This is a genomic window from Paenibacillus sp. YIM B09110, from assembly GCF_037167145.1.
Taxonomy (GTDB): domain Bacteria; phylum Bacillota; class Bacilli; order Paenibacillales; family Paenibacillaceae; genus Pristimantibacillus.
Map to the genome: position 1 here is coordinate 22,937 of NZ_JBANSP010000007.1, position 16,431 is coordinate 39,367.

At 49.1% G+C, this 16,431-nt stretch carries 16 protein-coding genes; 11 read left to right on the forward strand and 5 right to left on the reverse strand.

Annotated features, from left to right (window positions below; all coding sequences use genetic code 11):
- Positions 1-131 precede the first annotated feature (131 nt).
- The 3 genes from V8F51_RS12445 to V8F51_RS12455 all read left to right on the forward strand — a co-directional run bounded on the left by V8F51_RS12445 (position 132) and on the right by V8F51_RS12455 (position 2,781).
- Positions 132-1,040, forward strand: coding sequence for an AraC family transcriptional regulator (locus V8F51_RS12445; protein ID WP_337100852.1), 909 nt, complete (start codon positions 132-134; stop codon positions 1,038-1,040).
- A gap of 71 nt (positions 1,041-1,111) precedes the next feature.
- A complete protein-coding gene (locus tag V8F51_RS12450) occupies positions 1,112-1,507 on the forward strand; it encodes a MarR family winged helix-turn-helix transcriptional regulator (protein WP_337100566.1) in 396 nt (131 codons plus the stop codon).
- An 86-nt stretch (positions 1,508-1,593) separates the two neighbouring features.
- Positions 1,594-2,781, forward strand: a complete 1,188-nt coding sequence (locus V8F51_RS12455) for an epoxide hydrolase family protein (RefSeq protein WP_337100567.1) — start codon at positions 1,594-1,596, stop codon at positions 2,779-2,781.
- A gap of 65 nt (positions 2,782-2,846) precedes the next feature.
- On the opposite strand, the gene V8F51_RS12460 is transcribed toward V8F51_RS12455, so the two are convergent.
- The 4 genes from V8F51_RS12460 to V8F51_RS12475 all read right to left on the reverse strand — a co-directional run bounded on the left by V8F51_RS12460 (position 2,847) and on the right by V8F51_RS12475 (position 5,933).
- Positions 2,847-3,482: a DsbA family oxidoreductase gene (locus V8F51_RS12460; protein WP_337100568.1), complete on the reverse strand. Its 636-nt coding sequence runs from the start codon at positions 3,480-3,482 to the stop codon at positions 2,847-2,849.
- 25 nt (positions 3,483-3,507) lie between these two features.
- On the reverse strand, positions 3,508-3,924 hold the full coding sequence (locus V8F51_RS12465; protein WP_337100569.1) for a nuclear transport factor 2 family protein: 417 nt from the start codon (positions 3,922-3,924) through the stop codon (positions 3,508-3,510).
- Between the two features lie 195 nt (positions 3,925-4,119).
- A complete protein-coding gene (locus tag V8F51_RS12470) occupies positions 4,120-4,995 on the reverse strand; it encodes an AraC family transcriptional regulator (protein WP_337100570.1) in 876 nt (291 codons plus the stop codon).
- Positions 4,996-5,072: 77 nt separating this feature from the next.
- On the reverse strand, positions 5,073-5,933 hold the full coding sequence (locus tag V8F51_RS12475) for an AraC family transcriptional regulator (protein ID WP_337100571.1): 861 nt from the start codon (positions 5,931-5,933) through the stop codon (positions 5,073-5,075).
- A gap of 116 nt (positions 5,934-6,049) precedes the next feature.
- On the opposite strand from V8F51_RS12475, the gene V8F51_RS12480 reads away from it, so the two are divergent.
- The 8 genes from V8F51_RS12480 to V8F51_RS12515 all read left to right on the forward strand — a co-directional run bounded on the left by V8F51_RS12480 (position 6,050) and on the right by V8F51_RS12515 (position 15,794).
- On the forward strand, positions 6,050-7,366 hold the full coding sequence (locus V8F51_RS12480; RefSeq protein ID WP_337100572.1) for an alpha-L-fucosidase: 1,317 nt from the start codon (positions 6,050-6,052) through the stop codon (positions 7,364-7,366).
- Between the two features lie 140 nt (positions 7,367-7,506).
- Positions 7,507-8,283, forward strand: coding sequence for an IclR family transcriptional regulator (locus tag V8F51_RS12485; RefSeq protein ID WP_337100573.1), 777 nt, complete (start codon positions 7,507-7,509; stop codon positions 8,281-8,283).
- A gap of 290 nt (positions 8,284-8,573) precedes the next feature.
- Positions 8,574-9,362: an SDR family NAD(P)-dependent oxidoreductase gene (locus tag V8F51_RS12490; RefSeq protein WP_337100574.1), complete on the forward strand. Its 789-nt coding sequence runs from the start codon at positions 8,574-8,576 to the stop codon at positions 9,360-9,362.
- A 37-nt stretch (positions 9,363-9,399) separates the two neighbouring features.
- Positions 9,400-10,308, forward strand: a complete 909-nt coding sequence (locus V8F51_RS12495; RefSeq protein WP_337100575.1) for a fumarylacetoacetate hydrolase family protein — start codon at positions 9,400-9,402, stop codon at positions 10,306-10,308.
- A 137-nt stretch (positions 10,309-10,445) separates the two neighbouring features.
- Positions 10,446-12,182 (forward strand): sensor histidine kinase, encoded by a 1,737-nt coding sequence (locus tag V8F51_RS12500; RefSeq protein WP_337100576.1) that lies wholly within the window; start codon positions 10,446-10,448, stop codon positions 12,180-12,182.
- Positions 12,183-12,340: 158 nt separating this feature from the next.
- On the forward strand, positions 12,341-13,261 hold the full coding sequence (locus V8F51_RS12505) for an ABC transporter permease (protein ID WP_337100577.1): 921 nt from the start codon (positions 12,341-12,343) through the stop codon (positions 13,259-13,261).
- A gap of 21 nt (positions 13,262-13,282) precedes the next feature.
- Positions 13,283-14,164 (forward strand): carbohydrate ABC transporter permease, encoded by an 882-nt coding sequence (locus V8F51_RS12510; RefSeq protein WP_337100579.1) that lies wholly within the window; start codon positions 13,283-13,285, stop codon positions 14,162-14,164.
- Positions 14,165-14,219: 55 nt separating this feature from the next.
- Positions 14,220-15,794: an ABC transporter substrate-binding protein gene (locus V8F51_RS12515; protein WP_337100580.1), complete on the forward strand. Its 1,575-nt coding sequence runs from the start codon at positions 14,220-14,222 to the stop codon at positions 15,792-15,794.
- A 95-nt stretch (positions 15,795-15,889) separates the two neighbouring features.
- Here the strand turns inward: V8F51_RS12515 and V8F51_RS12520 are convergent, their stop codons facing one another.
- Positions 15,890-16,420, reverse strand: a complete 531-nt coding sequence (locus tag V8F51_RS12520) for an HAD family hydrolase (RefSeq protein ID WP_337100581.1) — start codon at positions 16,418-16,420, stop codon at positions 15,890-15,892.
- Between the last annotated feature and the right edge of the window lie 11 nt (positions 16,421-16,431).

The window sequence follows — 16,431 nt, forward strand, 5'->3', positions numbered from 1 at the left end:
GAACTCAGTATGTCGTATATCGGGATGGATACGGTAGACGATTCGTATGGAGTTATTGCACAATCCTCCGAAAAATATTAAAGTGAGATAAAGAACATCCCGGTTAGGGAAGGGAGGCCGTGACGATCACGATGTTATGGGATGATGAAATCATGACACAGCAGCAAGAGTTGGCACATCTTATTGACCGATATACACCTAGCGCCGGTACGCATGTTACAGCCATTTCCTCTTTAAAGCTCATTCGTTCTTGTGGTGAATCGGAGCCGATCTATTCGGTCTACGACCCTTCGCTGTGCATGGTCGCACAAGGATCGAAATTAGTAATGTTAGGTAAAGAGAGCTATCACTATAATCCAGCGACCTACTTGGTTGCCTCGGTCAACCTGCCGATTGCCGGACAAATTATTCAAGCTACGCCGCAACGTCCTTACCTGAGCCTTCAACTGAATTTCAGTACGGATCAGATTATGGATATTATTAAGGAGCCCAATTGGGAATCGGGGCATAAGGAGGGCTCAAGACGCGGCCTGTTGGTTAGCAAGACAAGCCGGCCGCTGTTGGACGCGGTACTAAGGTTAGTCCGACTTCTGGATACGCCGTTGGATATACCGGTTCTTGCGCCTTTAACCATTCGCGAAATCCTTTATCGGATTTTGCAGGATGAGCAGGGAGCATCGGTCCGGCAGTTCGCCGTGAAAGGCAGCCATGCGGGGCGAATTGCAAAGGTGATTAGTTGCATCAATCGAGATTTCGCGAAGCCTTTGCGTATTGACGAGTTGGCGGTTGTCGCAAGCATGAGCCCCTCTTCCTTGCATTTTCATTTCAAAGAGGTTACGGCTATGAGCCCTATGCAATATCAAAAGCAGGTAAGATTGCAGGAAGCGCGTCGTCTATTGCTTTCGGATATACCGGAAGCGGCCAATGCGGGATTCCAAGTGGGCTACGAAAGTCCTTCCCAGTTCAGCCGCGAATACGTTCGAATGTTCGGTATGCCTCCATTGAGTGACATCAAGCGTCTTCGCGATTCTTTAGCTTGAGGGCCAGCTTGCCGTGTTCGTGGAATAGATGATATTGTAAAATGATAACGGATGTTAGGTGGAGTATAGATATGGAAAACGCAATACAAGCGTGGCTGGCGTTAGACCAGTTGCATGGGAAATTGAATCAGCGGATAGAAAAAGTGCTTAAGACTCGTTATGCTTTAACGATAAGCGAGTTTGCGGCTATCTCTGTGCTCGATAAGAATGACGGCGCCGGACTTACGATAGATCAGTTGAGCAAGTCTGTTAATTTGAGCCATAGCGCCGTATCTCGACTGGTTGCTCGATTGGAGACGTGCGATACCGTTGTACGAAGATCAGGCGATGCAGACCGCAGGAGCACGGTAGTCAAGCTATCGGAACAAGGAAGACGGGATTACCAGTCGACATTGCCGGAGATCACGCAGATTATCGAAGAAGTCTTCCATGAAAAGCAATCGAAAATCCAGTTTTCTTTTCTTTAATCTTTTTGCGGCATTTGACTTCACAACAAATGCTTGGTATATTTATGTGCGTGCGCACACAAATATATAATTGCAGGGAGAAAATAATGAAATTCGCAAATGAAAAAAAATCGGAAACACTTACTACAAAAACACCTGACGTGACATTTACCGCTCCGCAACCTTATAAGATATCTATTGAACAGAGCGTATTGGATGATCTGTCCGAGCGCCTTCAGGGAACACGCTGGCCTGATCGCATTGAAGGAACAGGATGGAGCTATGGAACAGATGACGCCGTTCTGCAAGAGCTGGTTGCCTATTGGAATGATGGCTTCGATTGGCGGGCACAGGAGAGTGCCCTGAATGAGCTGCCTCAATTCATGACGACGATCGAGGGTATCGATGTACACTTTATCCATCTGCGTGGACAAGGACCTGCGGCAAAGCCGCTTCTCATGCTTCACGGATGGCCAAGCTCATTCGTGCAAATGACGGAGATAGCACCGTTACTTGCCGATCCGGCAGCTCACGGGGGAAGGGCGGACCAAGCTTTTGATGTGGTCATTCCTTGTTTGCCCGGCTATGGTTTCTCGGGGCGCCCGAAGGAAGCAGGCATGGATATCGCGCGCATGGCGACCATTCTCTCGACGCTGATGACAAAGGTGCTCGGTTATGAGCGTTATATCGGAAGAGGAAGCGATATGGGGCAAGGCGTCTTGATGCACATAGCCGAGCAGCATCCCGAAGAACTGATCGGCCTGCACTTCTCGGGAACGAACCTGATGGTTCCTGAAGTTCCGGATGACAGCAGCGAAGCTGAGAAGGAATTCTTCGCAAACTGTGCCGCCTGGATGCAATCGGAATGGGCTTATGCCTTGTTGCAAACCACAAAACCGCAGACGGTAGCGGTGTCTCTTAATGATTCGCCAGCTGGACTCGCTTCATGGATATTGGAGAAGTTTCACGGTTGGACCGACCGTCCCGATGACTTCGTAGCCCGTTACGGTCGCGACCGACTGTTGACGAATCTGACTATCTATTGGGCGACAGGGACAATCGCATCATCCATGCGGCTCTATGCCGAGTGCGCCCGCAGCAACACATTCAGCGTGGATGTTAAGATTCCGACGAGCATGCTGATGGCCGGCCAAGATATGTTCCTCATGCCGCGCGAATGGGCAGAACGGACGATCAACGTTGTAAGATGGAACCAGCTCGACAACGGCGGTCATTTCCTCGAATGGGAGGAGCCTGAGATCGTCGCTTCTGATCTGCGTGAGGCGTATAATTAGGAAAAAGGAATAGGTGCCCGAAAGGGTGCCTGTTCCTTTTTTTGTCAAGTGTATTGCAAGCGTACTTATTTCGAAGCGCCTTGCTCCAATTGAATTTGCTTAAAGGCCTGCAGAAATGTATCTGCCGATTGTGGATTTTGAATGGAGTAGCGATCGTTAATAATAAAATAAGGAACGGAACGGATACCGGCCTTTGCCGCGAAGGAAATGTCTTTTTCAATATCGGCAACGGTTGCTTTGTTCAAGAGTTGAGTGCGTATGCTGGGAGCATCTAGTCCCGCCGTGTTTGCAATTCCGACCACGACTTCTAGATCGCCTAGGTCAAGCCCATCCTCGAAATAGGCCTTAGCAATTAAATCGCTAATCTCTGATTTCTGTTCATTGGGCGCGAGTTTGATTAGCTGATGCGACAGCAGCGTATTCGGCATATAACCTATTCGATTGAAATCGAAATGAAGTCCGCAGCTTTCCCCGATTTTACACACCTGCGCAAACATCTGATCCGTTCGGGCTTTGCCTCCGAATTGTTCTATGACAATGCTATAATCCCTTCCTTCGAGAGGGACATTGGCATCCAGCATAAATGCGCGATATCGAACCTCGACTTCCTCGCCTTGCCATGATTCCAACGCTTGCATCATGAATTGTTTGCCAATCCGACACCATGGGCAGATCGTATCGAAGAAAATGTCTATTTTCATCTCCCAATTCCTCCTTTCTTGTGAATCAAGCTTGAATGGAAGCCATTGCTTCCTGGAGCGGTAGAGGATTGAAATATTCTCGCCATTCAATCACGCGATCAGCCTGAACGCGAAACAGGCTGACATAAGACTGTTCATAGACATAGCCGCTTTTGGCTACCGTTCCTTTCGATTGCATCTCGGCGAAGAAGAGATCCGGTTCTTCGGCAGCATATACGTTAATATTGAAAATGCTCCATGTTGCGTATATCCCCCGTTCTTTGCCAATAAATTGGGTCAACAGCCGAAGCAGCTGTTCTTTTCCTTCAATGCGATTAGCCACCCCCGGAAGAACAAAAGGCGTCTCGTATACAACATTATCCGCTAACCGATCTGCCATCAGCTCAATATCCTGATTAGCCTCCGCCTGTAATAAAGATGTAATGATTTGTTTTCCATCCATGCGTAGTTCCTCTTTTCTACTCGTTTGTAAGCATTGTTTAGCAGCTCTATACCTAGTTTAGTTCTATCCACATGTGGAGTATTGAACAAAACAACTTGATATTTGTTTAAAATGATTCAATATTAATTCCTTGGGAGACAAACAAAAACGCCAGCGAAAGTGAACAATCACTTCGGCCAGCGTTGTATGATTTAACTAACGAGCAGCATATTGGAGGGGGGTAAATCCCGTCGATCGCTTGAATAGTTTCGTAAAATGTCCTTGATCGGCAAATCCAGCCTGCACAGCGATGTCCTGCATCCGGAGTTTCCCGCACTTGATGAGGACCTTGGCATGCTCGATTCGAAGATAAATGAAATACTGATGAGGGGTAAGTCCCGTATCCTGCTTAAAGCTTCGAATAAGGTGAGATTGGCTCATATTCGCGACCGCCGCTAATTCAACAAGCGGGATATCTCGCTCCAAATTTTGCTGCATGTAAGCAATGACCTCAGAGATATGTTTATTAGCTCTCTTGCCCGGTTTTACGCATTTTTCCGAGCTTGTTGTATAGTGCTGAAGCAGATGGATCATTGTCAAGTTCGTCAAAGAATCACGGTAGAGCTTGCCGCCCCTTCCTCCGTTCCGCATTTCTTCCAGCATCCATTCGCCGAGCTGCAGCAATTTATTGTCTTGAATGAGAAATTTGCGCTCCAGGGTTAGGCTACCCGACCAAGAAAATCCCGATTCTTCAGCAACTTGATCCAAGATATTCGGCGGGATTTCGATTTTCAGGAAAGAGAGGGTCCGGGCCCACTGACAGGACATTTTCTCCCCAGCCGGGAGCACCTGAATGTCTCCTGTTCGCGTCATTCCTATCTGCTGATCGAATGGATGAAAGGCATGCAGTTTCACGGGTTCTTCAGATCCATGGATAGTAATGATGTGATTGGATTTTAATGATGAATCATAGGCTTGATCAGGGGAGAGGCCATCCCACTGAAAGAGCTTGATTCGGGGCCAGTCCAGCCCATCGCTGGATAATGCGCGTTGAGCTCCGATGGCCGAGAAGTCTTTAGGTCCCTTATTCATTGACATCCTCCGTACAGTCGATTAATAAATAAAGTGTATGATTTGTTGCCCGTGAAGACAATTGCGGATAGCTGTTCTTAGGTATTTTTGCGGCTCGGATCGTTCGACCGCATGCGATACTCGGTTGGCGAGCAGCTCATTTCCTTGCGGAACGCTTTGGCGAAATGATTCGTATCCGGAAAGCCTACCTGCTCGGCCACCTCCTTGATGCTTAAGCGGGTTGTGCCGAGCAGTGTTCTGGCGTGCTGCATCCGCTTGCGGTTCAAATATTTCAGCGGTGATACGGCAAAATGTTTATTGAAATAACGTACAAGATAATTCGGATGCAAATGGACATGCTTCGAGATTTGGTCCAGCGTCAACGCTTCGGATAGGTTAGCCTCGATGAACGCCTCGATCTGCCGGAGCCGCTCTATATCATCGCGGCGTCCCGGCACGATGCGGAGCTGCGGATTGGACTCCAACAAGAAGAAGGCGATAATCTCAAGCAGCACCGCCTTCTCGCGAACGCGCGCCAGCCATTCGCTATCGCCATGGAGCGCTGCCAGTTCCCCGAACAAGGCAGACAGCTCGTCCCTCCGGTCCGGAGGCACCGTCAATAAATGAGGCACGTCCACCCATTGGAACAGATCGAGTCCGCCCATTGTGGCCGTGAAATGGCACCAATATTTTTTGTACGGCCGATCGCTCACCGCGGAATAAGACTGCCGGACATGCGCAGGCATATGACATAATTGGCCGGCAACCGGGCTATACGCTTGACCATCGATCTCGATCCGGCCTTCTCCGTCACAGATGAAATAAAACTTGTTGTAGGACGGCACATAGTCCAGCTCGCGCCATTGCGGTGTGCACTCCGTATAATACGCCTCGACCAGACTGACTTGCAGCTGCTGGAGCATCTCGCTGAGCAGCGCGAAATTGGATTGCTGCGGCATTCCGACACCTCGAAGTAGTTAATTTAATCCCCATACAAGCTAATCTATTGTCTATAGCTTATCACAAATCGTTGATAGACTAAGCATATATTCGATGTATGGAGGCGCTAACCGCTATGAGCCAATCTTTCATTCAGCAACGAACTGAGCGTACCGAATGGTTCCTTAAGGACCGCTTTGGCATGTTCATCCACTGGGGATTATACGCCATTCCCGCTCGCGGGGAGTGGGTTCGCAACGCCGAGCGTATCACTAATGAAGACTACCAAAAATATTTTGACGAATTCAATCCCGAACGTTACGATCCGAAGGCTTGGGCCAAAGCAGCGAAGGCGGCGGGCATGAAATATGCGGTTCTGACGGCTAAGCATCATGACGGCTTCTGCCTGTTCGACAGCAAGCTCACCGATTACAAGTCGACCAATACGACCTGCGGCCGTGACCTAGTGAGGGAGTTCCTTGATGCTTTCCGCGAGGAAGGGCTGAAGGTCGGGTTGTACTATTCGCTGCTGGACTGGCATCATCCCGATTACCCGGCTTACGGCGATCGCATTCACCCGATGCGAGACAATGAAGCCTACAAACGCGATCCTGCGCGGTTTGGCGTCTACCTCGATTATATGCATGGGCAAGTACGCGAGCTGCTGACCGATTACGGCAAGCTTGATATCATGTGGTTCGACTTCTCCTATGACGACATGAAGGGCGAGAAATGGCGGTCGACCGAGCTAATGGAAACGATCCGCTCTATCCAGCCGCATATCATTATCGACAACCGTCTGGATGCGAGCGGCGAGGAGGGCGGTTCGATCTACACGAGCAATCCGACCTTTTACTCGGGGGATTTCGCTTCGCCGGAGCAGATTATTCCGCCGCAAGGCATTACGGATGAAGAAGGCAACCCCATCCCTTGGGAAGCATGCATCACGCTGAACAACAACTGGGGCTACGGCGCAACCGACCACGTTTACAAGAGCGCCAAGACGGTGATCCGCAAGCTGACGGAATGCGTCAGCAAGAACGGCAACCTGCTGCTGAACGTCGGTCCGGACGCGAAGGGCGAAATCCCGCAGCGGTCGCTGGACGTGCTGGCGGAGGTTGGGGAATGGATGCGCAAGAACGGCGACAGCATCTACGGCTGCGGCGAGTCCGGCCTTCCGAAGCCGGAATGGGGTCGGTACACGCGCAAAGGCAACAAGCTGTATGCGCATTTGCTCGAAGAGAGCGTTGGACCAGTCAACCTCGCCGGTTTGGGAGACCGGGTGAAGAGCGCGAGATTGCTCTCGGACGGCTCGGAGCTGTTCGTCACGCGTCCCTGGAACGCGCAGCTGTACCAAAATGACGCGTTTTTCAATTTTGCCCAGCCGGAGCATTTCACCTATCCGCTGCCGGACGAGCGCAATACGGTCATCGAGATTACGCTGAAAGACTAAAAAAATCATGGCAATGCTACGAGGCATCGCGTACAATACGCGGTGTCTCTTTGCGTTGGCTCGGGAAAGCTCACTATTGTATCGCACTTGAACGCTTGTTATAATGGGTCGCAAAGCGGCAACGAGCGGACATGCTTTAGATGTACAAGGAAGCGGGGCGAGCGGTAACGATGGACAATAAATATTGGGTACCGGCAATTGAGAAAGCGGACAGCGTACTGCGGCTCGTGGCAGATCATCCCGGCGAGCTGCGGATGATGGAGCTGTCCAAGCGGACGGATATTAACAAAAGCTCGATGTTCTCTTTGCTCAACACATTGGAGAAGCTGAATTGGATACGTAAGGACAAAGATGATACATTCCGCCTTGGCCCGGCGCTCGGTTCGCTGGCCAGCGGTTATTTTCAATATAACGATCTCGTAGCCTCCTTCCATCAGGAAGCAGCAATTACGAAGGCAGCGATCGAGGAAACGATTCAACTGGCGGAACTAATCGGCACCGAAGTGCTGTATTTAGCTAAGGAGGAATACCCCGGACCGGCTAAGCTCACGACCGAACCGGGCATGCGGCTGCCGGCGCACTCGACGGCGCTTGGCAAAGTGCTGATAGCCGCTCTTCCCGAGGAACGGCTATCCGATTTGTATGCTGCTGCTACGCCTATGCAACAGCTGACGCCGCACACGATTGCCGATCGGGCATCGCTGGAGAGGTCGCTGGAGCCGATCCGCGAGCTTGGATTCGCCGAAGATTTGGAAGAGGCGGTGCAAGGCTTCTGCTGCATTGCAGTACCGGTGCGAAGAGGCGGACAAGTTGTATCAGCGGTAAGCTGCTCGATGCTGAAGCATCGCTGGGAATCGAAACATGCGCTTGTGCTGAGCGAGCTGCGGCAATTATCGGATCGGTTGTCGGTGCAATAGCAAGACGGGCAAACAAAGTAAAGTCGTTCTTTCGAGAACGGCTTTTTTTATGTTGCCTGGCTACCGAGCTGATAAACAAACGACGGCTAGAAAAAATAACTCCGTTTTCTCACTCTAATCCAGCTAATCACGAATACATTTATCGAATAGCTGGAATTTCTCCCGTTAATAGTGTTGTTGTTCGCACACCGAGTCTGTGCCTTTTTGGTTATTGTGTTAAGCCAAAACCCATGCTAATATTTCTTTATACAAAACTAAGTTTATTATAATAAACAAAGAGGGTGACAAGCATGAGCGCAACTGGCCAACGATTACACAACAAGACAGCCTTGATTACGGGAGCGGGCTCCGGCATCGGCAAATGCTCGGCGCTTACCTTTGCGCTGCAAGGCGCGACGGTCATCGTGAATGATCTGGATGCCGGAAAGGGCAAGGAAACCGCCGAGGAAATCCGCGCGGCTGGTGGAGTGGCATCCTTCATACAGGCCGATGTAACGGACCCGGCTTCGGTTGAAGCAATGGCCAGGCAAGCGCTGGAACGGCATGGCCGTATCGATGTGCTGTTCAATAACGCTGGCATCAGCGGCGTTGGCGCATTGCACGAGGTGGAGCCTGACGTTTGGGATAGAGTCATGAGGGTGAATATTAGAGGCGTTTATTTGCCAAGCAAATATGTACTGCCTTCCATGATGGAGCGCAAGTCGGGCGTTATTATCAATATGTCGTCCTGCGTGGCAGAGATTGGTCTGGCCAAGCGAGCATCCTATTCGGCGACGAAGGGAGCGGTGCTGGCGCTGACGAAATCGATGCAGGTCGATTATGCGCCGTATGGCATCCGAGTAAACGCGCTGCTTCCGGGCACGATTCTAACACCGTTCGTGGAAAATTATTTGAAGCAATCTTACGAAGATCCTGAAGCGGCCGTGGAGTCGATCAAGAAGCGGCAACTGAGCGGCGAGCTTGGCCGGCCGGAGGATGTCGCGCAGGCGGCGCTGTTCCTCGCTTCGGATGAGTCGAAGTTCATGATGGGCTCGCCGCTCTACATCGACGGGGGCGTCGTCTTCGGCAAAAATGCATAGCAACAATAAATAGGAAACAAACGAAGGAGACTAAAACATGAAGCTGCTAACGTTTATCGAGAACAAGAAATACAACCTTGGCGTGCATACGGAAGACGGGGAGGGCATTCTGGATATCGCGGCTGCCGCAGCCGCGTTCGAAGGGGCGGAAGGCGTGCCGCTTACGGTGCAGGAGGTCATCGAAGGAGGCTTGGCCGCGCTGGACAAGCTGCGTGCATTCGTCGAGGCGGTATTGTCTTCGGATGGCCATCATGCGTTTATTCGCCCGGAATCGGCACTGACGCTCGGCCCCTGCGTAACGCATCCGAACAAAATTATTTGCGTGGGCCTTAACTACCGCAAGCATGCGGAGGAGACGAATGCCGCCATTCCGCTCTACCCGATTCTGTTCAACAAGTTTAATAATACGCTTGCCGGCCACGGCGAGGATATCCCGTTGCCGAAGGTGTCGAGCGAGGTCGATTACGAAGCGGAGCTGGTCATTGTGATCGGCAAGCAGGCGAAGTATGTGGCGAAGGAGGACGCCTTGTCCCATGTATTTGGCTACTGCAACGCCAATGATTTGTCCGCTCGCGACCTGCAGCTTCGCACGCCGCAATGGTTGACCGGTAAGTCCTGCGACAAGTTTTCCCCGCTCGGTCCGTACCTGGTGACGGCCGACGAGGTTGGCAATCCGAACGAACTCAGCATCAAGTGCATCGTGAACGGCGAAGTGCGCCAGGGTTCCAACACTTCCGATATGATCTTTAACTGCGAAGAGATCGTCAGCTACATTTCGCAGTATATGACGCTTGTGCCGGGCGATATTATTTTGACGGGCACGCCGGAGGGAGTTGTGCTCGGCAAGCCTGCCGAGGAACGGGTCTATCTGCAGCCGGGAGACGTCGTGTCGATTGAGATCGAGAAGCTGGGATCGATAACGAATACGATGGTCGCCGAGGGGTAATCGGGCGATTGGCGATCGGATAGTGTGTTCATTAGAGTTGGGAGAATGGAAATAATGAATGTAAGGCTAGTAGCCCTTTTCTTTTCCATGTAGAATGGATTGAAAATCATTTACGCGGATATAAAGGGAGCATGATCATGGAGAGGCTGTTGTCTGGTAAAAAATATATTCCATTCACGTATAAGATGATGATTCCGTATCTCATTCTTGTTTTGCTGACCGATTTGGTCATCGGCTACATCGCTTATACGATGCTCGTTGATTCCAGGACGGAGATGGCGGAAACGAATGTCCGGACCTCATTGAAGCAGACAAGGAACAACCTCGAATACCAAACGGACGAAATCGTGCGAATGGCCAACTCGCTGTATAACAGTTCGACCTTTCAGAACGCTCTTCAGTTCAGGGGCGAGCCGTTGGAGAACATGCTCGAAATGCGTGATAATATCGTTCCATACATGAAAGCCCCTCTTCAATTGTATGGCAATAAGCTAAGGCTGGTGCTCTATACCGTCAACGAGACGATGCTTGAAATTGACGGCGACGACATGTCGACGGCCATCGGCAGAAGCGATTATTACGTGCTTTCCCATCATGCTATCGAGAATACGGAATGGTTCAGTTCGATCGTCGCGAACAATCAAGACAGCGTGTGGCTGCAAGTGGGCACCGACAGCGCGCTGGGCAACATTTCCTATTTTCGAAAGCTCGTTTCGTCGAACGCGGCTACCGCTGTTATCGGGTATATTCGCGTCACGGCGAGAATCGACGAGTTGTTCGGCGATTTCAGTTCCTTTCCGATTGACCAGGGCATGGACCTTCGCTTGATTGAGCGGTCAACGGGATTGCCCATCTATGAACAGGGCGTAATGAATGAACAGGCCAAGCAAGGTACTTATTTGAATATTAGCGAAGACATCTCGTTAACGGGTTATGTCATCAAGGCACGGGTGCCTAACAGTTATTTAAATAAAGACGCGAGCCGAATGCAGCAGGTCATCGGCACCGTTTGTATCATCAGCTTCCTGGTTATGGCGTTCATCGGCCTCCTGGTGGCCCGTATATCCGGCAAGAAAATCAAGCGTATCATTTCTTTGGTACGATCGTTTCAGGAAGGCAATTTTTACAAAAGGATCGGATTTGCGGGGAATGATGAGTTCGTTTATATTGCCAATGCTTTTAATAAGATGGCGGCCAGTCTGCAGGAACTGATCCGCAACGTCTACGAGCAGGGTATTCAGAAAAAACAAGCGGAGCTCGATGTGCTTCAAGCGCAGATTAATCCTCATTTTCTATACAATACGCTGTCGACCATCGGCAGTTTGGCAAACTTGGGGGAAGTCGAGAAGGTTACGAATATGGTGCAAGGCCTCTCCAAATTTTATCGGCTAACGTTAAACCAAGGGAATGTGTATATCTCTCTTGAAAATGAGTTGGAGCAGGTGAAGCAGTATCTTGAAATTCAGAGAGTGAAGTACGCGGATGCCTTTAAGGTTTATATAGACGTAGATCCTGAAATTCTCCATATCCCCATCATTAAGCTGATTTTGCAGCCGTTCGTGGAAAATATATTCAAGCATGCCTGGTTCGGCAGTACGATTGCGATCCGTATTACGGGGAAGCGGCTAGGAGACCGCATTGAACTAAAGGTCATTGATAACGGGATCGGCATGCGGGCCGATACATTAAGAAATATGCGGTCAAGCTCCTTGCATTCAGACAGCTACGGTCTGAAAAACGTAGAAGAGAGAATTAAGCTGCGGTACGGCAATGATTTCGGCATTCATATCGGCAGCCATTTTGGAGCGGGCACGACCGTTCAAATCATTCTGCCGGTTGATAACGCGGAAATTCGGGAAGACAACGAAACGTAGCACGGTTTGTTTAGGAGGCTCATGTTCCTATATGGAACATGAGTTTATTTTTTTTGTGCGAATCGTTGAATTAGTATTATGTTTAGTTGTTTGGCTGAATTATTTCGCTCGCCCCCTCGTTTTATAATGAGCCATATAGAGAAGAGAGGAGAGCAACTATGAATAAGCATACATTTTGGAGCGATTTGAAAAAATATAAAATACTGTTATTGATGTTGGCGCCAGCCGCCGCGTTCTTCCTTCTGTTTGCTTATATCCCGATGGCGGGTATCATTATTGCTTTCAAGCATTATGATTACGCCGGGGGCATATTCGGAAGCGCTTGGAACGGGTTTGACAACTTCCGCTTTTTCTTTGAATCGGGAGATGCTTGGCGGGTAACGCGCAATACAGCGTTATACAACATAGCGTTTATCGTCGTAAACAACGCCCTGCAAATTTTTGCAGCGATTATGTTGTTTGAAGTCGGCGGAAAGTGGTTCCGGAAGCTTACGCAATCGGCGCTGTTCTTGCCTTACTTTATTTCATGGGTCGTTGTCGGCGCGGTTGCCTATAACTTGTTGAACTATGATATCGGCACTTTGAATGCAATGCTTAGAGGCATGGGAATGGAGCCTGTCGATATTTACAATACTCCTGCTTACTGGCCTTATATATTGGTTCTCGTTTCCGCATGGAAAGGTCTTGGATATGGAACGGTTATGTACTTGGCTGCGATTACGAGCATTGATACCGAGATGTACGAAGCAGCTGAAATCGACGGCGCCAACATATTCCAGCGGATCATGAAAGTGACGATTCCAAATCTCTATCCGACAGTTATCATTCTGGTGCTTCTGGCGGTCGGCAACATTTTCCGCGGCGATTTCGGAATGTTCTACAACATGGTCGGCAATAACGGTTTGTTGTTCTCTTCGACAGACGTTATCGATACCTTCGTATTTAGAGCGCTGATTACATCGAATGATATAAGCATGTCGGCTGCAGCAGGCGTCTTCCAATCCGTTCTAGGATTCGCGACGATCATGATTGTGAACTATGCTGTCCGTAGATATGACAAAGACCGAGCCCTATTCTAACGGCATGAAGGAGGTAACAATATGAAGCAGCTCGATCGTAAAATATTTTCAACAATAGGATATGTATCCCTGACTTTTCTCGCAATCTTATGTATTCTTCCCTTTATCCTTGTCGTATCGTCATCGCTTACGGATGAACAGAAAATTATTACAGATGGTTATCAGTTTATACCGACTGTATTCTCTACCGAAGCGTACAGCATTTTGTTTAAGTATCCCCAGGAAATGATAAACGCCTACCTGGTGACTATAGGTGTTACCGTAACAGGCACGCTGCTTGGCTTATTTCTCACTTCGATGACTGCTTATGCGCTTTCCAGACGAGATTTTAAGTGGCGCAATAAATTTTCATTTTTCTTCTTCTTTACAACTTTGTTTAACGGCGGACTCGTTCCGTGGTATCTGCTTATTGTTAATTACCTCAATATGAAAGATACGTTCATGGCTTTAATCGTTCCGATGATGCTCAACGTCTTCTACATCATTGTTATGAAGTCGTTTATGAGCGGCATTCCGGAAGCCATTGTTGAATCGGCCAAAATTGATGGAGCAAACGACTTCGTGATCTATGCTCGTCTCATCCTGCCGCTCTCCAAGCCGGCGCTCGCTACGATCGGATTGTTCCTCGCGCTTGCCTATTGGAACGACTGGTACAATGCCCTGCTGTTCGTATCTAATCAGGACTTGATGCCGCTCCAATATTATCTATACAAAATGTTAGGCAATATGGATGGCATGCGGAAAGCGATGATGGGCGCAGGGGCAGTCGTAACGACAGCCATTCCGACCGAGAGCTTGAAGATGGCGATGACGGTCGTGGCAACTGGCCCGATCTTGCTAGCTTATCCGTTCGTTCAGAGATACTTTGTTCAAGGCTTGACGATTGGCGCTGTGAAAGGATGAGTCCGGGGAAACCCGGTTTATCAATATAATTATGAACATAGGGGGAAGGCTAGAAATGTTGAAGAAAAATAAATTCATGATTGTGGCGCTCTTTTTAACCTTCGTAATGATTTTGAGTGCATGCGGTGGCGGCAACAACAATAATACGAATACGCCTGCTGAGGCTACAAAAGCTCCAGATGCAGGAAATGCGGCGACTGATGCGCCTGCTGAGGGTGCCATTGACACTTCCAAAGAAGTGAAGCTGAAAATGATTTTTGTTGGACCAAAACCTGTAGACTATGACATCGTTTTTGCTGAAATCAACAAAAAGCTGAAAGAAAAAATCAATGCAACGATCGAAGGCGAGTTCCTGGACTGGTCTGACTGGGCTCAGAAATATCCGCTGAAGCTGGCGGCGAACGAAGATTTTGACTTGATCTATTCCGCTAACTGGGCAGGCTACAATGATCAGGCGCTTAAAGGCGGATTCTTGGAACTGACTGAAGAAATGCTTACAAAATATATGCCGCAAACTTGGGCGAATATGCCGAAAGTAAGCTGGGATCAAACGAAAGTTAACGGAAAAGTATACATGGTTCCGCAAAACAGAGGCGAATCTGTAGAAAAGCTGATTCTGTATCGTGAAGATTTGCGCAAAAAATATAATCTTCCTGAAATCAACAGCCCTGAAACGTATGCAACTTACTTGAAAGCGATCGCACAAAACGAGCCGGGCGTTACTCCGTTCACTCCGGAAACGGGCGACTGGAAATATCATAACTTGGACCGCGTATTGCTGAAGCAGCAACAAGAATGGAACATGTTCGACCTTGACCTTCCGTTCGCTTACAAATTGTCGGATGACAAAGGCCAAGTATTCAACGTGTATGAAACACAAGAGTTCAAAGATCTGCTCCTGTACTACAAGGATCTTGCTGATAACAACGCATGGTCGAAAAACGTTCTAAACAGCAAAAACGATCACCAAGCTGATTTTAAAGCTGGCAAAACGGCATCGATCACGCACAACAACGGAACGCTTGGAGCGCTTATGGCTTTGATGCGCCAAGAGAACTCCCCTTATGAAGTAGCTCTTGCCGACATCAACCAAGGCAAGAAGAAATCGATCGCGATTTCTACACAGAACGGTACGTCGATTCATGCGACTTCCAAAAATGTAGAACGCTCCCTGATGTTTATCGATCTGATGCAAAATGATAAAGAGTTCCATGACCTGATGATGTACGGCGTTAACGGCGTACACTATGAGCCGGTTGGCGATAATAAATACAAAGCAACTGACAAAAACGCTAACTACACTGGTTTCTCCAACTGGAACTTCAACTCGCCGCTTAACCGCGACAACGAAGCATTCCCGCAAGAAGCTTCCGATCTCGTTAATAGCTGGGAAGCAAACGTGTACCACTACGCGCTTGAAACGTTCGTATTCGACAACAGCAAAGTGAAAACGGAAATCGCCAACGTTGGCAACGTTATGCTTCGTTATGCCATTCCGCTCGAATACGGTGTGATTAAAGACATCGACAAAGCTCTTGCAGACCTGAACAAACAGCTGGATGCTGCAGGTGTTGATAAGATCCAAGCCGAGCTGCAAGCTCAAATCGATGCGTTCCTAGCGAACCAGTAATAATCAGGTCTAAGCACAAAACAACCTCCGCCCATAAGGGTGGAGGTTGTCTTTTTATTGAGTATATATAGGATGATGATGATGCCTATGCCTAGTTATTGGAGCTCGGAATTCAGCTTATCGATCAGTGGAATGAGCTGAAGCGGCTCGCTGACTGTGTAATCAGGCTGCTCCGATTCGTCTGCCGGCGTATGCGGGTAACGGGGCGTCCAGCTTATGAAAATGCTTGTAATGCCGAGCGCATTCGCTCCCTTTACATCACGGCTTAAGTTATTGCCGATCATAACCGTGCGGGAGAAGTCCTTCTCTGACAGATCAAGCGCGCCGATCGCCGCTTTGAACATCTTCGGGCTAGGTTTGCGATCTTTAATATTTTCGGAAATAATCATCGTGGTGAAGCAGTCGTATAGGCCATGCTGAATGAACATATTTTTGAACGATTGGGCTTCGCCGTCTGCGACGAGCGCCAGCGTGTAGCCTTTCTCATGGAGCGTTCGAACCATTTCGGCTGCGCCAGGGATCAGCTCCGCATGCTGGACAATGCCTTCCGCATCTCTGACTTCCGTCGATTCGTCAACAATGGTATCTCCGCTATCTAGAAATACGATTAACTTTTTGTTCTCCATTCATCCCATCT